Here is a 24,637-nt window from a genome sequence, read left to right as displayed (position 1 = left end):
AATAAATTAATTAAATATTTGTTGTAATATTTTACGTGTTATTAAATAGGTTGGTTTTACTCCAGAGGTTCCTAATCCTCCAGAAGCTAAAGTACCACCTGTTTCTAATGGGTTATCACTTGCATAATAAGCGTATCTAACCTTAACATCAGATTTAATGCTGCCTCTAACTTTAGATGCAGCTTGTATAGCTTTTTGATAATGAGCACCTTCCATTTCTAAGCCTATCACATTCCATGTAGAGTTAAAAAAGAATTTTAAAATTTCTTTATTCTGAAGTGATGTTCCTAAAACCGATATCATAGAACCCTCATATATATCTACGCCTTGCCCTTCTAAATCAGACTTAGATAATTCATTTTTAAATGGGTAATTATCTGCTGTGCCTTCAAAAATATGGGCTGACGGAATCATAATATCGCCTTTACCGCCTTCTAAAATACCTGCTTTTCCCATAATAGAAATAGACTCCACATTAAGGTGAATTTTCTCTCCTCCGGCTTTTATTGGTTTTAATAGCTCGTCTATTGTTTCGTAAGCTTGTTCACCAAAGGCATAATCCATAACAAATATAACTGGTTTATCAGACTCATTAAATGCGTCTCCTACTTCTATATCTGTTTTTGAAAAATCAATTTTTGATGTATCAAAAATTTGAACATCTATATTGGTTCCTGACGTATCTTTAATGTAAATCATTCCATTTTGCAACGCTTCTTTTGAAACTTTATTGCGTAATGATTTACTATCTTTTTGACTCAACTCTTCATAAACCTCAAAAACATCTTTTTTAGCTACTTGACTTTTTAATGCTAGAGGCGTAAAAAGCGAATTCATCACACTATGCATATTTGCACTTATAACGTGTATTGGCTTTTTAAGTAAGTTGTTTTTAAAAAGCACCTCTTTTATATTATCTGCCCATATTTCACCATGTATATGATGACCAAGTCTTTCCCGTAGAACTGGACTAAATGTCACTGTTCTTTTATTGTTATTTACAACCTCTTCTATTGCTAGTTTACCTAACCAATATACTATATGTAGTAAACGTTCTGGTTGTGAAGGTGTTGAAAACTGAGCATGAGCTTCAGTAAGCTCGTTAAAGGTTCTTCCTAATATATTTGCTGTATGTGTAATTGCTATTTCGCGCTCTTGCTGTGTAAGCTTCTTTTTAGAAAAGACTGCCTTTTCTAGTTTAATCCAATCACGTGTTGTAGCTCCAGATTCATTTATTAGTACTCTTCTACTAATCTTATGAGATTCAACAAACAAAAAAGTTAAGTGTGTTAAAATATCATAGATTTCTGATCGTCCTCTCGTAATCTCAATGTTCATTTGCTCATCATCTATTCGATAGCAATTACGACGACGTTTTGGTGGAATTATCGTTTTAAAATGAGAATTTCCGTAACCTTCATCACTTGTTAGATTGATAAAGGTACATTCTTCAATGCCTTCAGGTAATCTATCAATTACATAAAGCAAACCTTCTAATTCGGCTTTTTCGTCTGCAATTGACCCATAAATTTCTGGGCGAAGCAGCAATAATGCTTCACGTAGTGTTTCTCCCGAAACACCCATTGGTTTATAAAAACCTCGGTTAAATAGATGTCTCATGGTAACATACATTCTCTCTATTGCATTTGAGCTTTCTTGAGCCCTCGTTCTTTCATGATGTTTTTTGCTACTCATACGTCTTATTTAGTCAACAAATATAATACTATTTAGTTAATTTTAAAGCGTATAAAGTATTGGCAATTTTTCTGTCGTTTGACAATCTAGGGATCTTATTTTGCCCTCCAAGTTTCCCTATAGATTTCATATAATTTTGAAATCCGTTTTTTGTAATTATAGTTATTTTTAAAGGGCGTAGAACATTTCCTTTTATTAAATCAAAATAGTAACTGTTTTGGTTTTGCAATAATGTGTCTATCTTCTGTTCTAAATCTGAAATGTTTTCTGGTTCGTTTTCAAATTCTACAAACCATTCATGAAAAGGCAATCCAGACTCTGGATTTATTTGAGGCGCTACTGTAAACTCTGAAATTTGAATTTTGCTTCCTTCTATAGCATGCTTCATTGCTTGTTCTACTTCTTTACCAATAACATGCTCTCCAAATGCTGAAATAAAATGTTTTATTCGTCCTGAAACAATAACTCTATATGGTTTTATTGATGTAAACTCAACTGTATCTCCAATATTATAAGCCCAAAGTCCTGCGTTTGTAGAAATTATCATAACGTAATTAACACCAACAACAACGTCTTTTATTGTTATTCGTTTTGGATTATCATTAAAAAATTCATCCGCTTTTATAAACTCATAAAAAATGCCTGAATTTAATTGCAACAGCATTCCTTTTTCATTCTGAGTATCTTGAAAAGCAAAAAAGCCTTCGCTAGCTGGATACAACTCAATACTATCAACTTTTCTTCCTATTAAGCTTTCAAATTTTGCTCTATAAGGTTCGTAATTAACACCTCCAAAAATAAATAAATTGAAGTCTTTAAATATATCTCCAACTTTTTTACCTGTTCTATCTATTAGTTTTTCAAAATACATTTGAACCCATGACGGAATGCCTGAAATAATAGTCATGTTTTCTGGTAACGTTTCATCTACAATAGCTTCAACTTTAGTTTCCCAGTCTTCTATACAGTTTGTTTCTAAAGATGGCATTCTGTTTTTTTGAAGATATTTAGGTACGTAGTGCGCAACAATGCCTGATAATCGTCCTAATTGAATGCCGTTTTGTTTATCAAGAATTGGGCTTCCTTGTAAAAAAATCATTTTCCCATCTACAAACTTTGAGTTTCCAGTTTCTGCTATATACATTAAAATGGCATTTCGAGCAGCTTCAATATGTGTTGGCATACTCTCTTTTGTAATAGGTATGTATTTGGCTCCAGATGTGGTTCCTGATGTTTTTGCAAAGTATATTGGTTTGCCTTTCCAGAGTATGTTTTCTTTTCCAGCTACAACTTCTTCTACATATGATTTTAAAGCTTCATAATCTCTAACAGGAACAGCTTTTAAAAAGTCTTCATGTGACTTAATTGCATTAAAACCATGGTCTTTGCCAAACTTAGTATTTAAAGCCTCTTTTATTAATTTTTGAAACACTTTATCTTGTGTCTCAATAGGATTATTTGCCCATTTTAAAATCGACTTTTTAATGGTTTTTGCAAAGGGTTTCGCTAAGGCAGATTTAAGTGATACCATTAATTAAAATCAATAAAATTTGTTGGGTTTACAGGATAGCCTTCGTTCCATAGTTCAAAATGCAGGTGTGGTCCTGTTGTATATTGGCCAGTATTTCCAGCCATGGCAATAACTTCTCCAGCCTTAACCAAATCTCCTTGTTGCTTAGTTAAAGATGCGTTGTGTTTATAAACAGAAATAAGATTGTGCTTGTGTTCAATAATAATAACATAGCCTGTCTCTACTGTCCACTCGGCAAAGATAACTGTTCCGTCTGCTGTTGCCTTAATAGGTGTGTCTTTTGCTACGGCTATATCTACGGCATAATGTTTTTCTTTTATATTATACTTTTCAGAAATGACACCATTTACAGGCGGAAACAACACAAAATTAGATAATGGTGTTGCAGACTCAAATAGGTTATATTTATCTTCTTTATCTACTAATTCTCTTAAAATAGAATCTTCTCTAGTTGGTTGTAAATCTATTTGATTTATATCTATAGTTGTGGCATCAATTATTGAATCCCGATTAAACTGAACCGTACTCACGTCTCCAGATAAAACCTTTTTTATCGATGTATAATATTGCTCGTTTAGCGCAATTACTTGTTGAAGTGAATCTGTTTTATAATTAAGTTCTGTTGCTTGTTTTTTTAGTGCGGTTGAAGAATACCCGGGAATGTATTCTTTTAACGATGTAAATGCTATTAATAAAATTGTTCCGGTAACTAACAAAATAGCAGAAATTGAAACAATTACAAATACATTAAGTCTAGTTAATTTAATAGCAAAACGCTCTTCAAAAGTATCTTCATTTAAAACGACTAAACGATACTTATGAAGCAACTTTTTTGTGAACTTTTTCTCTTTCTTTTTGTCTGCCATTGTAAAACAAAATTAAATAAAATATATGCAAGTTATAAGGCTATTTCTTAAAGTTTATTTTTAAACGTTTAATTTGAAGTTTAATTATTAAATTTGCAATTCAAAATATTAATATTATGAGCTTATATATGTTACCATTAATGATTGGTTGGCCACAAATTGTTGTTATAATTATAGTCGTTTTACTATTGTTTGGAGGAAAGAAAATCCCTGAACTTATGAGAGGATTGGGAAGTGGTATAAAAGAATTTAAAGACGCAAGTAAAGAAGAAGATGCTTCTTCTGATAAAAAAGAATAGTTTATTAAAACAAAAAAGCCAACAATTATGTTGGCTTTTTTGTTACTTTATTTTTACAGATTTAATGACCGATTCTAGCTCAAACATATAATCTCGCATCTCTAATGAAGGTCCAAACACATAACCTTCAACTATTAAATATCTATTATTAACCTTGTCTTCAATAGCATAATTTATAAAAGGCCCAGACATATAAGCGTTTTTAAGATCCCAAAGTCCTTTTGTCTCTAAAGTAGGTTTATTATCTAAAATCGTTTCAAAAATATAAGGCGCATACGCTGGTTCTGTACCCAAGTAAGAGCCTTCAAGACCACCTTCAATATGAACTTTACCTACAGAGTCTCGAACCCTAACCACATCTACAACGGCACTATCGCCTTTTCTAATAGAGCTTAAAGGAACTTGATAAATCATTAAATCCATAGTGCCTGTTGAGACATCTTTTCTTAACCAGAAAAAATCATCTGTTGCTTTTGCGGTTCTATATGCAGATGCTAGGTTTATTGAGAAACCAAGCTTCTGCTCAAGTGCTTTATCATCAAATAATGATAATTTAATTTGGCGTTGCTTTTCTTTTATTTCTTCTTTTTTAAAGGCATCAATTATTTTAACCGAATTGTTTTTTAACTCTAAAATGATATCTTCGTTAGTCTTTCCTGAAACTACAATATAGGTTTGTGGTCTTGCAAATACATCATTTTTTATACTTACTCCGTTTTCGCTCCCTTTTTCAACTTTCAATATCGTTCTGCTCTCTGTTGTAAAACCACTAAATACTTGTGGTGGCATTTGTTTCATTGAAAATAATGGCTCGTCTTGAGATAAGCCTTCAACAGGGGCTGCTAATATAGACCTCATTGCTTCGCCTACTTTTCCTTTCCATAAATCGTTATCAACAATAACAGATAATGTGTTTATCCTTCCTGAAGAGTTAGGAATAATACGTTTGTTTGGACCACTATTACAGTTAAACATTAAAACAGTAATAATGAGTACTAACGTTGTTTTTTTAATCATCTTTAAAAAGTTTTTTAGCGCACTTAATTAGAAACTATAAGCGTCATTCCTATTTTTAGTTTGCTACTGCTAATATCGTTCCAATCTTTAATATTTTGAACAGAAACTCCAGGAAATTTTTGAGATATGCTCCAAAGTGAATCCCCTTTTTTCACTCTATAGGTAGATTTATTAGCTGAATCGACGTCTTTTTTTGGTGTCTTTTTAGCAACAGAATTACCCAAAGAGGATGGCTTTCTTGGATAAATTGTGAGACGCTGGCCAATTCTTAAGTTATTGCTTCTTAATCCGTTCCATTGCTTTATTTTACTCACTCGAACTCCATACTTTCTTGCAATTTTTCCTAAATAGTCTCCAGACTTTACTCTGTATCTTATTTTACTATCCGAATTAAAAAACTGTGGTAATGGTTTTTCACGCTTATCAAATTCGGCTTTAGCTAAAGCATAAATTTCGGTTTCATTATTTACAAATTTTCCTATCTCGGTTATTGGCAATCGTAACGTGTAATTTTTATTCTTTATGTGAGGAATAATATCTAACTTATACGAAGGATTTAAAAACTGAAGTGTTTCTATCTCTACTCCTGTAGCTTCAGAAACTTGATCTAAAGTAATCATTTGTTTTACTCTAATGGTATCTGTTTCAAAATAACGAAACTTTGGCTTTTGAGATTTAAAACCATGTTCTTTTGCAAATTCAAAAATATACATTGTAGCTAAAAAGGCAGGAACATAACCTGCGGTTTCACGCGGAAGATTGTGACGAATATTCCAATAGTTTTTATAACCGCCTGACCTTCTAATAGCCTTAGACACGTTTCCTGGACCAGAATTATATGCTGCTAAGGCTAAATCCCAATCGCCAAATATTTTATATAGTCTTGATAGATATCTTGAAGCGGCTTCTGTAGATTTTACAGGGTCGCTTCTTTCGTCTACATAGCTACTTACATCTAAATTGTATTCTTTTCCTGTGCCAAACATAAACTGCCAAAGTCCAGTTGCACCAACTCTAGATCTTGCTCTTGGTTTTAATGCAGATTCCACAATGGCTAAATATTTCATCTCCAAAGGAATGTTATGTTTATCTAACTCACTTTCAAACATTGGGAAATAGTAATGGCTTAATCCCATTAACTTTTCCATCGATCGTCTTCTATGCTTTAAAAAAGATTTTATAACACTTTCTAAAGATGCATTGTATTCTACATTAAAAGGTGTTCTGGCATTAAGTTCGGCTAGCCTATATTTTAAGGTATCTGTTGGTAATTCTGGGTAATAAATTTCTTTGTATTCTAAATCTGAAACTGTTTTATAAATAGTATCATATAAAGCGTTGCTATACAATTCTTCTAACCACTTTTTGTCTATTTCTGCAGCTAGCTTATGGTCTTCTAGAATTTTTAAAGCCGTAGTATCTGGCTTTGCTTTAATAGGCGTTTTAAAATGTGTTTTACCATCAACAATGGTGTCAACTACATGTGTATGATCATCAACAAAATTAGATTCTGTAACTCTGTTTTTTACTTCTTTTTTTTGAATTGAATCTTGAGCAACACAAAAAAAACAGAAAAACAACGCTCCAAGTGTTAGGGTAAATAGCTTTTGGCTCATTATTAAATGCATTTATCAATCAACGATAGATAGGCTAAAATCGTATTTTTTTAGTTAAAACGAAAGTTTAATAAGGTAATTTAATAATTGCTGTAAGGTTATTCTTAAAAATCAAGAAAGTCTAGCTAATCTATAATGGCTGCAATACCTGGTAGCGTTTTTCCTTCTAAGCTTTCTAACATGGCTCCGCCACCAGTACTCACATAGCTTACTTTGTTCTCAAAACCAAACTGTTTTACAGCCGCAACAGAATCTCCACCACCAACTAAAGAAAAAGCACCTTCACTTGTTGATTTTGCAATTGAATTCCCTAACTCAATTGTTCCTTTGGCAAAATTTTCCATCTCAAAAACACCTAAAGGTCCATTCCAGAGTATCGTTTTACATTGCATCACTACATTATGAAAATTAGAAATAGATAATGGTCCTGCATCTAGTCCCATCCAACCCTTAGGAATATTATTTACATCAACAATTTTAGTATTTGCATCATTACTAAAAGCATCAGCAATAACAGCATCAACTGGTAAATGCACTTTTACATTTTTTGCTTCGGCTTGTTTTAATATGTCTAAGGCTAACTCCATTTTGTCGTCCTCAACTAATGAGTTTCCAATGCTTCCGCCTAATGCTTTTATAAACGTAAAGGTCATTCCGCCGCCAATTATTAAATGGTCAATTTTATCTAGAATGTTTTCGATAATGGTGATTTTTGAAGATACTTTAGCGCCTCCAAGAACTGCCAAAACCGGTTTTTCTCCAGTATCCATAACCTTATTTATACTTTCAATTTCTTTAGCGAGTAAATTTCCAAAGCATTTATGATCAGGAAAAAATTGTGCTATAATCGTTGTAGATGCGTGTGCTCTGTGTGCTGTGCCAAAAGCATCATTTACATAAATATCTCCTAATTTTGAAAGTTGCTCAGCAAAATCTTTATTGCCTTGTTTTTCTTCATCATGAAAACGTAAGTTTTCTAATAATAGAATTTCTCCTGGTTGTAAATTACTAGCTGCTGCTTCTACAACTTCTCCAACGCTATCATTAACAAACTTAATGGCAACTCCTAAAACATCTTCGACCTCACTAACAATATGACGCAGTGAAAACTCGTCTTGTATGCCTTTTGGCCTGCCTAAATGAGACATTAAAATACAGCTTCCTCCATCTTCAAGAATTTTAATAATGGTTGGTTTAGCTGATATTATTCTTGTTGCATCTGTAACTTCAAAATTTTCATTTAAAGGCACATTAAAATCTACGCGTATTAAAGCCTTTTTATTTTTAAAGTTATAGTTGTTAAGCGTTTTCATATGATAATATTTATTGTTTTTTTTTTGTCATATGGAACACCTTATTAATATTTCGCTTAAGGATTGAAAATTAACCTAAGGTGTTTCATTAGTTGTTGTTTTAATTGTGAAACCAGAATTAATTAGCAAAATAAGTTCTTTAATATTTTCTGAAATAATTTTTTAATAGTTTTTTTATAAATACTCTTAAAAAGATTTAAAATCGACAAAAAATTTAATGTTTAATTTAGTGAAACTTTTATTAGTGCTTTCTGTAATATCTAGAATAAAAAACATGTGTTTTGAGTCTTTTTTTATCTGTAAACTCTAGTATAAAATATAAGAATAAGCCGATTTATCTTTTTATTTGAGACAAGATAATGTTAAAAACAAAAAACTATATTTGCCCTATGCTATTTAGTGAAGTTTTAGGTCAAGAACACATTAAAAAACATCTAATACAAGGTGTTGATAATGACAGAGTACCACATGCACAATTATTTATTGGTCCAGAAGGCTCTGGTACTTTACCAATGGCTATTGCTTATGCGCAATATTTATTATGTAAAAACAATGAAGACAATAACGATTGTGATTTAAAATTTAAAAAACTCACTCATCCTGATTTACACTTTACATATCCTGTAAATACAAATGATAAAGTAAAATCCAAACCTATTTCAGATGATTTTATTGAAGAATGGCGTGATTTATTGATAAAACAGCCTTATGGAAATTTGTTTGATTGGTATAAATCTATTGGAATTGAAAATAAGCAAGGAAATATAAGTGTTAGGGATTCGGAAATTATTGTTAAAAAACTGTCGCTAAAAGCATATGAAGGTGGTTACAAAGTCATGATTATTTGGATGGCTGAAAATTTAACTTCTCAAAATGATGCTCCCGCAAATCAACTACTAAAACTTTTAGAAGAGCCGCCTAATAAAACCGTTTTTATTCTTATTGCAGAAGACGAAGAGCAAATTATAAACACTATAAAATCACGTTGTCAACTCTTACATTTTCCGCCTTTAGCAGAAACAGTTATAGTAAAAGGCTTAATGAAACAATACGATTTAAATGAAGCTGTTGCTACAAAAATTGCGCATCAGGCAAATGGTAATTATAACAAAGCTTGTGATTTAGTTTACCAAGACAGTGAAGATTTACAATTTGAAGAATGGTTTGTGTTTTGGATTCGTTCGGCCTTTAAAGCCAAAGGAAATAAAAGCGCAATTCACGATTTAATCTCTTGGAGCGAAACTATTGCAAAAACAGGTCGAGAAACACAAAAACAATTTCTTCATTTTTGCATTGATTTTTTTAGACAAGCACTTTTATTAAATTACAACGCTAATGATTTGGTGTATATAGAACCAAAATCGAAAAACTTTAAACTAGAAAACTTTGCACCTTTTATTCATAATGCCAATATTTTAGAAATTAGTGATGAGCTACAAGACGCTATTTACCATATAGAGCGCAATGGTAATTCTAAAATTATTCTAACAGATTTATCTATTAAACTTACGCGTTTGCTTCATAAAAAAACGGCTTAATAATGACTGAATTTAAAGCTTGGTTCGTTATTATTAATCCAACGTCTGGCAATGGGTCTTGTCGCAAAAAATGGCCTTGTATCAAGAAATTTCTAGAACAACACAATTTTGACTTTGATTTTGCTTTTACACAATATGAAAACCATAGTGTTGAGTTGGTACATAAAGCCATTAATAAAGGAGTTTTAAACCTTATAAGTATTGGTGGTGACGGAACGCTTCATAACATTGTTAATGGTATTATGACTCAAAATAAGGTCTCTTCAAGCCTTATTAATGTTGGTGTTATCCCTATTGGAACTGGAAATGATTGGGTTAAAACCCATAGTATTCCTAAAAGGGTTAATCAGGCTATTCAACTTATTAAAAAAGGAAAAACAAAACTTCAGGATGTTGGCAAAATTGAGTTTTTAAATGACGATAAGCCAGCCATCTATTTTAACAATCTTGCTGGTGTAGGTTTTGATGGTTATGTGGTTAGTAAAGTAGAAAAATATAAACGTTTTGGTGCTCTAGCCTATCTTACAGGAACATTATTAGGATTGTCATCTTTTAAAAATTTTAAATCGAAAGTAGTTATTAATTCCAAAATAGAAGCCTCAAAATCATTAATGGTTTTGGTGGGTTTATGCAACTATTCTGGTGGCGGAATGCAACTTACAGAATCACCAAATGCTTTTGATGGTTTATTTGATATTAGCATAGCCAAAGACTTTAAAACATTTGATATTTTAAAAAATGTAGCCAAACTATTTAATGGTAAAATCGTGAACTTTAAAAAAGTTAACACATTTAAATCACAAGTAGTGACTATTGAAATTAAACAAGACCATTTACCATTTATACAAGCCGATGGAGAGCTTATTGGTAAAGGTGGTTTTACGGCTTCAGTAATCCCTAAAGCATTTTCGTTTTACTTGTAAAACTTAATGAAGTGTTTACTTAAAACTTATCTTTTATCTTTTTCTTTCTTCCCATATTAAATACTCCTATTTTGAGTCCAACTATTATTGAATATCCGTTAAGGTTATCTTTGCTTTTAAATGGCGAAAGATTATAATCACTTGTAAACCGGTATCTAACACCTGTTTCTAATTGTGTGTAGCGACTAAAATTATAAAGAATATTAATTCCTGGTTCTACAATAAAAAAGCTATCAAAATCTTTATCTTCTAACTCAATATTTTCGTTTTCAAGTGTGTCAATTCCTCTATAGGTAACAAGTCCTCCACCAATTAACGTAGGGAAAGAAATGCTTATAAAACGGTCTCCAAATAAAATAGGCTCAACGTGAAAACCTCCATAACCTCCTACTAAAAGCACTTTGTTTCCATCAAATAAATTGGGTTGTGTATTAGGTCTATCGTTATAAAAACCTGTAAAAGCGAATCCTACCTCTAATTGGCGATTGGCTACATAAGCCAATTTAAATGTAGCTAAAACGGTATCTTCGCTATCCATTCTTCCATAATGACCACCAAAACCTATGTAGACACCATGAACGACATTTTTTCTGTCGTCAAATTCTACATATTCATTGGTTTCATTTACTTGGGCGTTTAATGAATTAATACTAATTAAAGTAAGTACTAGAATAACTAATTTTTTCATTTATTTGGTTGATTTAATTCTACAATTCCTTTAAAATAATTACTCCCTTTTCTCCTTTAAAATATAAAGTCCCACTACCTTCTTTTTTATATGAAGCGGTAATATGCCTAATCTTATCTTTTTTATCAATGACATCACTGTTTATATTGTGTAGTGATTTTGGAATACGCAAAACGCCTTGTTCTAGTTTTGCGTCAAACTTAAAATTAGTCTCAGAAATATTTATATACACCTCTGACGATTTTTGATTAATATCTATATTGGGATATGCTGTATTAAACTTTAATAGTCTTAATTCTGTTAGATTTAAATCTAGATTCACTTTTTTAGAAACATTATTAAACACAGTGGTTGAATATTTAAGAGTTCCAAATACATTGTTAAGTTGATTAATTTCTATATTGTCTTTATTAGAGTTTAAATCTAAACTACCTATAACATCTAAGGTTATTTCTGATCCGTTAGATTCTAATTTTAAATTGTTTGAGCTATTTATAGAAATGGAGGCGTCTTTTGCTAAAACATTGGTTTTATATAATGTACTTGCTCTAAGTTTACCATATTTTATAGATAGGTTTGAATTTGTAATACTGTCTAACAGTCTTATATCTCCATGCTCTACAGTAGTTTTTAATTTGCCGTTCCAGTCTGAAATAATCACATCTCCGTACTTATTAAATATTTCAACCTCGGTTGCTTTTGGAAGCATTATTGTATAATCTATTACTGTATTTGTTTTTTCATTTTTAAATGGGTCTATTTTATTAATGTATTTATTAAAAAAGCCTGTTTTTTTCTGAGATATTTCTGATTTTACTATAATTTGTTTGTTAGAAACTGCTATGTTGCTATTAATTAAACTTAAAAGTTCTTGTGCTTTTTCTAGGTTTTTGCCATTTGCCTCAATAGTTACAACAATTTCTATTTCGTTTTTTTCCCATCCGTTTAAATAAATATCTCCATACTTATTTTCTATATATAAAGCACCATTATTTGTTAGTGGATGTGTTTGTTTAATTTCTTTACTTAATTTGTTTTGTCCTTGCATACTGTATGAAAGCAATACTAAAACGCCACAAACAACGGTTTTATAAAATAAGTTCGCCATCATCAAAATTTGTTTTAATAGGGTATGATCTATCTAAAAGATTTTCCATTAATTGGATTTTTTTTCTATAATTAGCAATTATAGCTTCTATAATTCTTTGATTATTAATTCCTTCTTTTAATTCGTTTTTAAGCTTGAGGTATTCTGCATCTAAATCATCAACTAAAAGCAAGAAATCTTCTTGATCTTTAGTTGATAGGTTTGAACTGGTTTTTATTAATTGTATTTGATTATTTACTAGTGATTTATAATACCCATCTATTTCATTTAATTCTTGGTTTACAATATTGTTTTCATAACTATTATTGTTAAACATGATGGCTAAAAAAGAGCAACCTAATACTATTATTATACTAGCGGCAATTTTAAAAACTGAGTTTTTCCAAATAGGTATAACTTTTTTAGGTTGCTCGGGTAATTGGTTTGAAATGTTACTCCAAAACTTTAGTTTATCAACCTCATCTAATTTATAGCTGTCAAATTGATCTTTGTTTTCTATTATGTATTGTTCTAATTCGTCCTTCATCTTCAATTAATTAATTCAACTAATTTCTTTTTAGCTCTATGGTATTGAGACTTAGAGGTTGATACGCTTATCTCTAAAATATCTCCTATTTCATTATGGTCATAGCCTTCAATTAAATATAGGTTTATAATTGTTTGATAGCCTTGAGGAAGTGTTTTTATTGCTGCTTTTATTTTATTAATGTCTAATTGTGGTTCTTTTATGCTTTCTGGCTCTGAAATCCAATAGTCTTGCTCGTCAATTGCTACTAATGGGATTCGCTTTACTTTTAAGTAATTAATGCTTTTATTAACTACTATTCTTTTTAACCAAGACCCAAATGTACTTTGATACTTAAAAGTGCTCAAATGCTTAAAAGCATCAATAAAACTGTCTTGCACAACATCTTCGGCATCTTCTTTTACTTTTACAATTCTTATACTAACATTATACATAGCGTCAACGTATAGCGAATACAGTTTGTATTGCATTTTACGGTCTCCTAATTTACTCCTCTCAATAAGGGCTTTATGTGTAAATAGTATAGGGTTGTTCACTATTATTTAAATATGATATGCAATCTTACTTCATCTTTATTTTAATAGACAAAATAAAAAGTTAAAGGTTGCATATCATTATATTAAAATTTTAATTATTCGAAAATATAATTTACGGTATCAAATTCTGAAAGTCTAAAATATCCAAACGCATAATTTTGAGCGTTGGTTGTATTAATACAATTTCCTCTTATTTCTGCAGAATTAGAACTAAATGGGTCTCCTCCACTATCATATTGCTCAATTAATAATCTTATATAATTATAGTAACGTTCTGAAATGCCATATAACGATATGTCTACAACATCTCCAGGATTAAATTCATTTTGATCGTCGTCATCTTCTCTGTCTTTTTCAAAAAAATCATCCATTTCATTACCATTTGAAAACTCATCAGATTGGTCTTCAAGAATAGGTAGTAGGTCTCCTTGCTCTTTAAACTTTATTAAATAATAGTTTTCTTGGCCTGCTGGATCATCCCAAAATATTGAAACATCTAAAACTTCATCATCAAAACCGCCTTCAATAGATTGTTCTACCCTATTAATTTCAGAAACTGATTTTAATGTTTCTGTGGCTGTATAGGTTTCTCCGTTATAAATAACCTCTAAAACATAAGAATCATTAATTATAGGAACAAAATTAGTTATCGTATATGTACCATCATTTTGATCAATAAAATTATACTCGTCGTTAGTGATCGCATTAGTAACTTTAACTAAAGCTCCTGTTACTTCATTATTAACTGTTGTATCAAAATAAGGTGTAGATGTGCTTAATTTAATAGTTTGGTTATTTCCGGCTGTTCCTTTTTCCCAATCTAACGACGCCTCAATAACCAGTCTTGGATTTGCCGTTGGTACGTTTACATCTATAACGTCTTCACAAGACGAAACTAAAACTAAAGTAAATAGAACAACTATTTTTATTATTGTTTTCATTGAATTAAAATTTAAAATTGTAAGTAATTGAAGGTATTAGACCAAAAATAGCGGTTCTTAATGCTTCGTTTTTTCCTGATTCGTCATTTTGTCTAAATGAGACTGATGCTGCATTTTTGCGATTATATACATTATACAAACCGAAAACCCATTCGCCTTTCCATTGCTTGTCAGGTCTTCTATTGGGTTTATATATTGCAGAAATATCTAATCGGTGATAATCTGGTAATCTGTCTTCGTTTCTTCCAGAATAACTAGCCACAGATAAACCTTCATATTCATATTGACCATTTGGATAGGTTACGGGTCTTCCTGTTTGATAAACCAAATTACCACTGAAACTCCATTTGTTATTTAACTTATATATTCCTGTTAGAGAGATATCATGAGTTCTATCATAAGGCGTGTTATACCATTTTCCTTTATTTATTCCGGGACCACCTGCGTTTCCTCCTAATGTTTTTTGTTCAGATTTTGATAAGGTGTATGCAAGCCATCCGGTAAAATTTCCTTTGTTTTTTCTTAATAAAACTTCCAATCCATATGCTCTAGCCTTACCGTTTAATATCTCAGTTTCTATTGTATTGGTTCCAATTAAATCTGAACCATCGACATAGTCTATTCTATTTTTTACTGTTTTATAATACGTTTCTACCTCTAAGGAGTATTTATTGTCATTAAAGTTTTTATAGTAACCTATAGCGTATTGATTTGACAATTGAGGTTTTATATATTTGCCGCTAGGTGCCCAAACATCTAAAGGTGTAACCGCTGATGTATTAGATAATAAATGTAAGTATTGTGATGATTTAGTATAACTTGCTTTTATTGAAGATGATTGGTTTAATTGGTAAGAAAGCCCCAATCTTGGTTCGAAATTATTAAACGTTTTAATAGACTCATTTTTTTTATAAAATGTTTCTCCAGACTCTTCTCCTTCTTCATAGATACCTAAATCATTATTATAAACTACTGGTTGGTTGCCAACATAGTTCATTACATTTTGGCCTCCTAGCCTAGAAAACCTACTATAGCGCAGTCCATATTGGGCGGTTAGTTTATCTGTTAACTTGTGCTCTGCACTTACATATAGTCCACTTTCAAAAGCTCTTTTTTGTTCTAATTTTAAATAGTTTATTGGCGAGCTTTCTGATGTTGGTTTTACTTCTCCTGGGTTTAAATTATATAAAATACCACTTAAACCAAAATCCAGTTTTAACTTGTTATTTACATAATAACCAAAATCATATTTAAGGTTATAATTTTTAATATCTGCTATCCAATCTAACTTAACAAAGTCTAGTACAACTTGATAGTCATATTTACTGTAGATTAACGACAGATTAGAAAATAGCTTATCATTAAAAACATGATTCCATCTAAGATTACCAGACGTATTACCGTATCTATTTTTTACAACTTTTGATATGTCGAAAATATCTCTTCCAAAATATCCCGAAAGATAAACACGGTTGTTTTTATTTATTTCATAATTAGTTTTGAGGTTAAGATCATAAAAAGAAATTTTATCATCCTTTACGTCTTTAATTGCTGGCATAAACAAATGCGCATATGATGTTCTACCAGCGATTAAAAATGACCCTTTGTCTTTAAATAATGGCGATTCTGCTGTTAACCTGCTAGATATCAAACCAATACCTCCAGATAAGCCAAAGTTTTTACTATTTCCATCTTTCTGCCTAACATCCAGCACAGATGATACACGACCCCCAAATTTTGCAGGAATATCACCTTTATACAGCTTAATGTCTTTTATTGCATCAGCATTAAAAACAGAAAAGAAGCCAAAAAAGTGTGATGTATTGTATATTATCGCTTCGTCTAATAGCACTAAGTTTTGATCTGCAGCTCCACCTCTTACATTAAAACCAGCAGTACCTTCACCATTATTTGTTACACCTGGTAACATTTGAATTGACTTAATAACATCAACCTCTCCTAAAACCGCAGGAATTTGCTTAATTGTTGATGCATTGAGTTTAGAAACACTCATTTGAGGTTTCTTTATATTCATACGCTCAGATTCTTCTGCTATAATAACAATTTCATCTAACTGAGTTGACAGCTCTTTAATTTCTATATTTAAAGTTTGATCTGTGTCCAAAATAATGTCTTGAGACATTTCTTCATATCCTAAATAAGATATTATTAAAGTATATGTTCCCTTTGGTGCTGTTATAGAAAAGAATCCATATTCGTTTGTTACTGCGCCATTTGTTGTGCCTTTTAAAAAGACGGATGCACCAAGCAATGTTTCTCCGTTTTTTACATCTTTAATTGTGCCTCTTATACTAAATGTTTCTTGGGCAAATAAAATTGTACTAAACAACAGGCATAAGCCTAAAAAAATGTGTTTCATTTTTGATTTATTTGTTTTAATGATTGATAATTTAATTCTATAGACAAGCAAAAATTTAAAAGGTTGCATTTGTATTCAAAAAAAAAGCCAAGCTTTTTCAAGCTTGGCTTTTTTTAAGTTATTTATAGACTTATTCTTTACTATACTCTACATTTAAAGCTTCTATAATGGTTTTAGATAAATCACTTTGTTCTTCGCCATACATAACACTACCTGCTTCGTTACTGCCTAATATATATGAATAACCATTTGATTTGCCATAGCCTTTTACAAATGTTTTTACTTTAGCAATAACGGAGTCTATTTCGGTTTGAAACTGTTGTTGTATTTGCTGTTGTTCAAATTGAATTTGTTGTTGTAACAATTGTTGTTTTTGCCCTAAAGCTTGATATTCTTCTTGTTGCTTTTTTTGTGACATTTTAGCGGCTTTCAATTGAAATGCTTGTGCTTCTAATTGAAATGCTTTTCCAATACTATCCGTTTTCTTTTTAAAAACTTCGTCCTTTAGTTTATATTTTTCTTCAACATCTATTTTTTCTTGATAATCGTTAATCACTTTTCCATTATCAATAAATCCTATTTTTTGTTGTTCTTGACAAGATGTTAAAATTATAATTGCAATAAATGCAGCTACTAGGTTTTTCATTTTTATTTAATTATTAAATTTTTGCAAATGTAAAAAAGTTAAACTGTTATTTAGTAAAATATTTAATATAGTTACAATTAATCGTTTATAATAAAATTATAAATTCAGTCTATTAAAAACTACTTGTTTTAAGTTGATTTAAGCGCGTTTAAATTAAAAGGCTTAAGTTTCATCCTTTACTAATTAAAATCATTAATTATACTGCTTTATGTTAGTATTCTGTTTTTTAATGATATAAATTAAAGATGAGTACTCTTTTGTTTTCTTTGCATTAAGGTTTGAGAGCAATCCAAACCAAAACCCCTTAATAGGATTTATAAAACCGGATTTATATTTTTCTGAAAGTAGGCAGACATAAAACGCATCAAATTTCATTGGAAGCGTTTTTACAACACTCATATTTACATTAGCCATTAACTTAGATATTGATGTTTGCGAAAAATGCCACAAATGTCTTGGCACATCAAAAGCTGCCCAATAGTTTTTATAATGCAATGCATCATAACTTTTATAATTAGGTACAGCGATTATTAAAACACCGTCTGGTTTTAACAGTTTTTCAAACACTGCAATATGTTCATCTAGTTTTGGTAGATGTTCTAATACATGCCACAGCGAGATCACATCAAAACTATGTGGTTTAAACTTTAAAAGTTGTTCTATTTCAAAAACAGAATTATTAGTTTTCTTATTAGCTATTTTTCTGGCTTCTGCATTAGGCTCAATTCCTGAAACTAGCCAATTACTATCTTTTGCTACTTTAAGAAAATCTCCTGTGCCGCAACCAACATCTAAAAGTTTCTTTTCTGTAAAACTGAACGAATTTATAAGTTTCAATTTCCGTTTAAGCGAAATTGATTTAATAATATGATATACTTTTTCAAACAGGTTTCGCTTAGCATCTGTATGAGAAATATAGTCTTCGCTTTTATAATATTCTGGTAACTTATCAGCTTTTGGCTGAGGAAATGTTTCTAATAAATCTAAATTTTCATTATAAACTAACTGAAAATCCTCTCCAGAAATAGAATGATCTTTTAAAGATAAGTATGTAGTTTTTTCTTTCATTAAAACTCAATGTTCCACGTGAAACAATTTTATTTATCTACCTAAATACACTAATAAAACTGAAACATCTGCAGGAGAAACACCACTAATTCTTGATGCTTGAGAAATAGTAACTGGCTGAATATTTGTAAGTTTTTCTCTTGCCTCAAGACTCATTGATTTTAACATAGAATAATCAAAGTTTTTAGGAATCTTTACATCCTCTAGTCTATTTAACTTGTCGGCATTATTCTTTTCTTTTTCGATATAGCCAGAATATTTTATCTGAATCTCCGTTTGCTCAATCACTTCTCTGTCAAGGTTATTTTCTTGAATATAGCTTTCTACGGCCTTAAAATTACGCATGTCTTCGGTTGTAATATTTGGCCTCGAAAACAACTTAAACATCTTATCTGATTGCTTAACTAAAGCAGAGTTTTTAGACTCTAAAACAGGGTTTGCTTCGTGTGGTTTAACACTTGTCGTTCTAAAAAATTCAACAAACTTATCTGAAGCTTCTTGTTTTTGTTCCATTCGCTTCATGCGTTTTTCACTAGCCAAGCCTAAATCATAACCTTTTGGTGTTAGTCTAAAGTCTGCGTTATCTTGTCTTAAAAGCGTTCTATATTCTGCTCTAGATGTAAACATTCTATAAGGTTCTTCTGTGCCTTTTGTAATTAAATCGTCAACCAAAACTCCTATATAAGCTTCACTACGTTTTAATATAAATTCTTCGCGTTCTTGAACCTGTAATGCGGCATTAATTCCTGCCATCAAGCCTTGAGAAGCAGCTTCTTCATATCCAGTTGTTCCGTTAATTTGTCCTGCAAAAAACAAACCATCTACAAGTTTAGTTTCTAACGTATGTTTTAATTGCGTTGGTGGAAAATAATCATATTCTATTGCGTAACCTGGTCTAAAAAACTTAACGTTTTCAAACCCAACAACAGAGCGCAATGCTTTAAACTGAACATCTTCTGGAAGCGATGTTGAAAACCCATTTACATAAACCTCAACAGTATTCCAACCCTCAGGTTCTACAAAAAGTTGATGCCTATCCTTATCTGCAAAGCGATTAATTTTATCTTCAATTGAGGGACAATAACGCGGTCCTGTACTTTTAATTCTACCATTAAACATTGGCGAACGCTCAAAGCCTTCGCGAAGTAAATCATGTACTTCTGGACTCGTATAAGACATGTGACAATCACGTTGTTCTGTTAACGGTTTTGTAACATCTGAATAAGAAAACTTTTCAGGCACAACATCACCTGGCTGTACAATCATTTTAGAATAATCTAAAGAACGCCCATCAACTCTTGGTGGTGTTCCTGTTTTCATTCTTCCTGAATCAAATCCTAAATTGACCAATTGTTCTGTAATGCCAGTAGCAGCTTTTTCGCCAGCTCTACCACCACCAAAATTCTTATCACCAATATGAATTAGTCCATTTAAAAAAGTACCGTTCGTAAGCACAACAGTCTTAGCCTTAACTTCAAGACCTAATGATGTTTTAACTCCAACAACTTTATGGTTTTCGACAATTAAACCAGACACCATTTCTTGATAAAAATCTAAATTAGGCGTGCTTTCTAATATTAATCGCCAGTCTTCAGCAAAACGCATACGATCACTTTGTACTCTAGGACTCCACATGGCAGGTCCTTTAGATTTGTTAAGCATTTTAAACTGAATTGCAGATGTGTCACTTACAATTCCGCTATAACCACCAAGCGCATCAATTTCACGCACAATTTGCCCTTTAGCAATTCCGCCCATAGCAGGATTACAAGACATTTGCGCAATGTTTTGTAGATTCATGGTAATTAGCAGTGTTTTGCTTCCCATGTTTGCTGCAGCCGCTGCGGCTTCGCTTCCTGCGTGACCAGCTCCAACCACTATAACGTCGTATACCTCGTTAAACATTTTTATTTATATAATTGTTCCACGTGAAACAATTGATTGTTGTTTTCTTTTGAATTTGCAAATATACACTGATTTAATGAATTTTAAATAAGCTCGTTGATGTAGTAATTTTCTTTCTCACGCATCTGCTTAGCATCAGCTTCAGATTTATCTTTATAGCCACAATAATGAAGTACACCGTGAATTATAACTCTGTTAAGTTCTTCAATAAAATCAACATTAAAATCCTTTGCGTTATCCATAACTCTTTCTACAGATATATATATATCGCCACTTACTTCCTTACCTATTGTATAATCAAAACTAATAATATCTGTAAGTGTATCGTGGTTTAAAAACTCAACATTAAGCTTATGTAAATAGTTATCGTCACAAAAAATATAATTAATATCACCTTCTTTATAGCCTTCGTTTTTAATTGAAGAAGAAACCCAATTAACTAAATTTTTTTCGTTGGTAAGTTTGAAATCTGTCTCGTAGTTAAAACTAATCATTCGCTTTTTTAAAATACTCTTGAACTTTCTTTTTATAAACCTGTTGCAAAGGTAGTGTTTGTCGGTTTAAAATTTCAGTGGTATTAAAATATTGTTTCGCTGTAGGGATCTGATTATTTACATTGTTATTGTACGTCTTTGTATTAGTTTCTGACTCGCGTTTATTATCTTCTCCTTGCATAAATGTTGCGTTTTCTAATTTAAGAAGTTGATGTTGTAAATCCATCATTTTCTGAAGTGTCTGATTTGTAAACCCTTTATTTATTAAATCAAGTTCTACTTCTTCCATTTTTTTAAGTAGTTCTCCTCCAACACCATTTTTTCCTTCTTTTCCTAATCTGTCTTCTAGAGCTTGCCTAAGTTGTTGTTGCTGTTGGTAAATTCTATACAATTCTCCGTTAGAGTCTTCGCTACTACCTTCGCCTTCACCTTGCTGACCACCACCTTCTTTTCCTTCTTCGCCCTCATTACCTTCTTTTCCTTCTTTCCCTTTTTTCTTTCCGTCTTCACCTTCTTTTTCTTTATCACTATCGCCTTCTTTTTGACCTTCGCCTTCTTGAGGTTTACCTTGTTGGCTTTTTTTCATGCCTTCTTGCATTTGCTTATTCAGCTCTTCTTGACTCATTATAATATCTGGAAGTTGCATATCTTGTTGACCACTACCTTGACCCATTGACGGATTCATTTGCGCTTCCATATTATCTAGAATATCGCTCAAGAAACTTGCTAAAGTGTTCGTTGCTGAAACTGTATATTGTTGCGTTGAAACACCTTGATATAATTGATTTTCAGATAATTGCGACAGAGATTTATCTATATTAAAAAAGACCTCTGTAATTTGCTTATTAACTTGCTCAGATAAAGCAGGTTGTCTTAACGATAAAGCAAAAAGACTATCATCTACATGTGCAAAATGCTCCCTTAAATTACTCTGTTTGCGCAAATGTTTACCATACTCGTTGTGGTTAATCTCAATACTTTTAAATTGATTCATCAATCCTTCTTGGTCAAAAGAAAATAAGACTAGATTATCTAATATTTGTCTTAATACAGTAGCGTCTTCAGACATTTGCTCGCCGCCACCCATTTGCATCATTTGAGCCATTTGCATGCTCATTTCTTTCATTTTTTGAGCAGCCTTTTTTTGCTTTTTCTTAGCTTTTTGTTCGTTTTGTTGTGATTCTTGCTCTTTACCTTCTTCTTCGTTTTTCTCTTTTTTCTCTAATTCTTCAGTAGCTTCTTGTTGGTCTTTTTTTACATCTTCTTCTGCGCCTTTATCTTGAGGTACATCTATAGGTTTTTTAAGGGCTTTATTTTCGTTTTGAAGTTCTTCCATTTCCTTCTGAAAGTCTTCAAATTTTTTGTTTAAATCTTCTTGTGCTTCTTTTGTATTCTTCTCTTTAGTTTCTTCAGAAAGCTTTTCTTGCTCTTTAGCCAGATCTTCTAATTCTTTTTGAAGCTTTTCAGCTTTTTTAGCTACATAATAGCGTTTGGTAAGCTCTAAAAGTTGCTCCAAACTTCTTTTTTTGTTTTTGTTTTGTTTTGCTAACTCTTCTAGCTTTTGAGTTAACTCTTCTTTTTTAATTTTTTCTTGAAGTTTTTCCAATTCGTCTAACAGCTTTTCATCTTCTTTTAACTGTTTTTCGTTTTCGTCTAAGCGTTTTTTTAAATCTTCTTTAAACTTATCTTCTTCTTTGTTTTCGTTTTGAAATTCTTCTAAATTATCTTTTAATTTCTTATTAAAATTTTGCATTAATTGCTCTTGCTCTTTCTGGCGCTTCAAAAAGTTTTCAAACTTCTTCTTATCATTAAAATTAAGTTCTTGTTTTTCCTTTTGGGTTTTAGATAATTCTTCAAGTTTCTTGTCTTGTTCTTTTAGCTTATCAAAAGACTTACTTAAATCTTTAATTGTTTCGTTTTGCTCTTTAAGTTGTTTTTGTTCTTCTTCATCTTTAGTCAATTTTCTATATGTGAAAACAGAGCTCTTTGTGCTTTTATAATTGTGTAACGCATCATTATCAAATACTTGAAAGTATAGCTCATAGTTTGTGCCTTCTTCAAGTTGTAATTGATTTGGAAACGCACTTACAAATTCGTCAAAATTTGATTTAGATATCCCTATTATTTCATAGGCTTTATTCGCTTCGTTTTCTGATGGATAATAGACCAACTGCAGTTTGCTTAATCCGTAATCATCACTCACTTGCCCAAGGAAATAAAGTGATTGATTGTCTATAGAATCTTTTTCAACTTTTAGGTTGATCTCTGGGTAATTGTCTTTAATAACATTAATTGAAAATGCTAGGTTTTCGTAATCTTTTAATGCTTTATTACTTGTGCTAATATTGTATTCTAGGTTACTAAAAATTCGTTTAGTAGCCTCAAAATTTCCATTGGGCTTTACATCGAAATCTAAGGTGTCTTGAGTATACAGTTTAACCGCATCTGTAGACCTTGTATTGACTTTCCAAGTTACTTTTGTGCCTTCAGGAATTGTTGTGTTTCCTGTGCTTTGTAAAACCTCATCTTTTTTTCTTGTATGCGAAGGATAATCTAAAGCCATTTCAAAATTAACCAAGGTTGGTGTATTTATTAAGCTTAATTTATAATCTCTTGAGCTTACGTCATTAGCAGATAACTTAAAATTTATAGCGCTTTTAAGCTGGGAAAACACATACTCAAATTGACCAGGTGCGGTTTGCTGTAAAAAATAAGACTCTCCGTTGTAATGAATTTGAGCGTTTTCAGGAATAATATCGCCCGCAGTAGAAATCTTTAATTTAAAGTCTTTATTTTCAATAGCATTTAAATCGTTATTGGTTACAAAAAACTCAAAAGGTGCTGGAGGTTCGTAAGCAGTTTGATAATTTACAACACGTTCATAACTATCACTAAACCAATTAATTTTTCCTGTTAAAAAAGACACTAACAAAATTGCTACAGGAATTGCTGCATACTTAAGGTATTTAGCGTTCTTTTTAAAATTTACAGCTAGTTTAAAAGGAATAGGACTCAGTTCTGCAGACTTTTGATCTATGCTTGCTAAAAGGAGTTCTGAACCCGATTGTTCTTTATGAAGTTGAATTACATTAAGGAGTTTATCATCAACCTCAGGAAAATGGTTTCCTATAATTTTTGAAGCATCAATAAAATCAATTCCTTTTTGAAGCTTAAATAATTTAGTTAACGGAAATGCTATAAACTTTATAAATAGCGCTAGCTCAACACCAATAAAAACCCAAAACAAAATGGTTCTGGCTGTGGGATTAAGCCAAAACACATACTCAACCAAAAGCGTTGCAATTAAATATAATAAGCCTATGGCAAAAAAAAGAATTGCACCTTTTAGCAGTTCGTTGGTATAATACCTTTTTATAAACTGCTCTAATTTAGCTTGTATGTTTTTGAAATTACTCAATACGCTATGTTTAACAGACTAATCTACAATTTATTTTAATGTGTAAATGCTTAAATTTGGTAAGATTCTGTTAATTTCGAGGAATCGTGTTAAATTTTAGATGAATCCAATCTTGTATTAACAAAGCAA

20 protein-coding genes are annotated in these 24,637 nt (G+C 31.3%); 3 read left to right on the top strand and 17 right to left on the bottom strand.

Annotated features, from left to right (window positions below; genetic code table 11):
* Positions 1-6 precede the first annotated feature (6 nt).
* The 3 genes from BXY80_RS04530 to BXY80_RS04520 are packed head-to-tail and all read right to left on the bottom strand — an operon-like array spanning position 7 to position 4,092.
* Entirely contained in the window at positions 7-1,695 is a 1,689-nt protein-coding gene (locus BXY80_RS04530; RefSeq protein WP_120200008.1) for a DUF6909 family protein, read from the bottom strand.
* A gap of 28 nt (positions 1,696-1,723) precedes the next feature.
* Positions 1,724-3,226: a GH3 auxin-responsive promoter family protein gene (locus tag BXY80_RS04525; RefSeq protein ID WP_120200007.1), complete on the bottom strand. Its 1,503-nt coding sequence runs from the start codon at positions 3,224-3,226 to the stop codon at positions 1,724-1,726.
* The gene (locus tag BXY80_RS04520; RefSeq protein WP_120200006.1) at positions 3,226-4,092 is read right to left on the bottom strand and encodes a M23 family metallopeptidase; all 867 of its coding nucleotides are present in this window, start codon (positions 4,090-4,092) and stop codon (positions 3,226-3,228) included. The genes BXY80_RS04525 and BXY80_RS04520 overlap by 1 nt, the downstream gene beginning before the upstream one ends.
* A gap of 116 nt (positions 4,093-4,208) precedes the next feature.
* On the opposite strand from BXY80_RS04520, the gene tatA reads away from it, so the two are divergent.
* The gene (gene tatA, locus BXY80_RS04515; protein ID WP_120200005.1) at positions 4,209-4,391 is read left to right on the top strand and encodes a twin-arginine translocase TatA/TatE family subunit; all 183 of its coding nucleotides are present in this window, start codon (positions 4,209-4,211) and stop codon (positions 4,389-4,391) included.
* A 42-nt stretch (positions 4,392-4,433) separates the two neighbouring features.
* On the opposite strand, the gene BXY80_RS04510 is transcribed toward tatA, so the two are convergent.
* The 3 genes from BXY80_RS04510 to BXY80_RS04500 all read right to left on the bottom strand — a co-directional run bounded on the left by BXY80_RS04510 (position 4,434) and on the right by BXY80_RS04500 (position 8,337).
* Positions 4,434-5,408, bottom strand: a complete 975-nt coding sequence (locus BXY80_RS04510; RefSeq protein ID WP_120200004.1) for a DUF4837 family protein — start codon at positions 5,406-5,408, stop codon at positions 4,434-4,436.
* 23 nt (positions 5,409-5,431) lie between these two features.
* Entirely contained in the window at positions 5,432-7,024 is a 1,593-nt protein-coding gene (locus BXY80_RS04505) for a LysM peptidoglycan-binding domain-containing protein (protein ID WP_120200003.1), read from the bottom strand.
* A 125-nt stretch (positions 7,025-7,149) separates the two neighbouring features.
* Entirely contained in the window at positions 7,150-8,337 is a 1,188-nt protein-coding gene (locus BXY80_RS04500; RefSeq protein WP_120200002.1) for a phosphoglycerate kinase, read from the bottom strand.
* Positions 8,338-8,726: 389 nt separating this feature from the next.
* On the opposite strand from BXY80_RS04500, the gene BXY80_RS04495 reads away from it, so the two are divergent.
* Positions 8,727-9,875 carry a DNA polymerase III subunit gene (locus BXY80_RS04495; protein WP_120200354.1) on the top strand — a complete coding sequence of 383 codons (1,149 nt, stop codon included), beginning with the start codon at positions 8,727-8,729 and terminating at the stop codon, positions 9,873-9,875.
* Between the two features lie 2 nt (positions 9,876-9,877).
* Positions 9,878-10,798 carry a diacylglycerol/lipid kinase family protein gene (locus tag BXY80_RS04490; protein WP_120200001.1) on the top strand — a complete coding sequence of 307 codons (921 nt, stop codon included), beginning with the start codon at positions 9,878-9,880 and terminating at the stop codon, positions 10,796-10,798.
* Between the two features lie 19 nt (positions 10,799-10,817).
* Here the strand turns inward: BXY80_RS04490 and BXY80_RS04485 are convergent, their stop codons facing one another.
* The 11 genes from BXY80_RS04485 to BXY80_RS04435 all read right to left on the bottom strand — a co-directional run bounded on the left by BXY80_RS04485 (position 10,818) and on the right by BXY80_RS04435 (position 24,508).
* Entirely contained in the window at positions 10,818-11,486 is a 669-nt protein-coding gene (locus BXY80_RS04485) for a hypothetical protein (protein WP_120200000.1), read from the bottom strand.
* 19 nt (positions 11,487-11,505) lie between these two features.
* A complete protein-coding gene (locus BXY80_RS04480; protein WP_147376096.1) occupies positions 11,506-12,597 on the bottom strand; it encodes a hypothetical protein in 1,092 nt (363 codons plus the stop codon).
* The gene (locus tag BXY80_RS04475) at positions 12,575-13,120 is read right to left on the bottom strand and encodes a hypothetical protein (RefSeq protein ID WP_120199998.1); all 546 of its coding nucleotides are present in this window, start codon (positions 13,118-13,120) and stop codon (positions 12,575-12,577) included. The genes BXY80_RS04480 and BXY80_RS04475 overlap by 23 nt, the downstream gene beginning before the upstream one ends.
* Before the next feature lie 2 nt (positions 13,121-13,122).
* A complete protein-coding gene (locus tag BXY80_RS04470; RefSeq protein WP_245977157.1) occupies positions 13,123-13,656 on the bottom strand; it encodes an RNA polymerase sigma factor in 534 nt (177 codons plus the stop codon).
* A gap of 95 nt (positions 13,657-13,751) precedes the next feature.
* Complete coding sequence (locus tag BXY80_RS04465; RefSeq protein ID WP_120199996.1) at positions 13,752-14,597, bottom strand: DUF4249 domain-containing protein; 846 nt, start codon at positions 14,595-14,597, stop codon at positions 13,752-13,754.
* A gap of 4 nt (positions 14,598-14,601) precedes the next feature.
* Positions 14,602-16,977 carry a TonB-dependent receptor gene (locus BXY80_RS04460; protein WP_120200353.1) on the bottom strand — a complete coding sequence of 792 codons (2,376 nt, stop codon included), beginning with the start codon at positions 16,975-16,977 and terminating at the stop codon, positions 14,602-14,604.
* 130 nt (positions 16,978-17,107) lie between these two features.
* Positions 17,108-17,623, bottom strand: coding sequence for an OmpH family outer membrane protein (locus tag BXY80_RS04455; RefSeq protein ID WP_120199995.1), 516 nt, complete (start codon positions 17,621-17,623; stop codon positions 17,108-17,110).
* Positions 17,624-17,815: 192 nt separating this feature from the next.
* The gene (locus BXY80_RS04450; protein ID WP_120199994.1) at positions 17,816-18,691 is read right to left on the bottom strand and encodes a class I SAM-dependent methyltransferase; all 876 of its coding nucleotides are present in this window, start codon (positions 18,689-18,691) and stop codon (positions 17,816-17,818) included.
* A 33-nt stretch (positions 18,692-18,724) separates the two neighbouring features.
* Positions 18,725-20,596, bottom strand: coding sequence for a tRNA uridine-5-carboxymethylaminomethyl(34) synthesis enzyme MnmG (gene mnmG, locus BXY80_RS04445; RefSeq protein ID WP_120199993.1), 1,872 nt, complete (start codon positions 20,594-20,596; stop codon positions 18,725-18,727).
* Between the two features lie 83 nt (positions 20,597-20,679).
* Positions 20,680-21,090 carry an rRNA maturation RNase YbeY gene (gene ybeY / locus BXY80_RS04440; protein ID WP_120199992.1) on the bottom strand — a complete coding sequence of 137 codons (411 nt, stop codon included), beginning with the start codon at positions 21,088-21,090 and terminating at the stop codon, positions 20,680-20,682.
* Positions 21,083-24,508, bottom strand: a complete 3,426-nt coding sequence (locus tag BXY80_RS04435; RefSeq protein WP_120199991.1) for a DUF4175 family protein — start codon at positions 24,506-24,508, stop codon at positions 21,083-21,085. The genes ybeY and BXY80_RS04435 overlap by 8 nt, the downstream gene beginning before the upstream one ends.
* Positions 24,509-24,637 lie beyond the last annotated feature (129 nt).

It is taken from the genome of Ichthyenterobacterium magnum (assembly GCF_003610635.1).
GTDB lineage: Bacteria > Bacteroidota > Bacteroidia > Flavobacteriales > Flavobacteriaceae > Ichthyenterobacterium > Ichthyenterobacterium magnum.
Note: the sequence above shows the minus strand (reverse complement) of the source record. Positions and strands in the feature narration are given on the sequence as shown.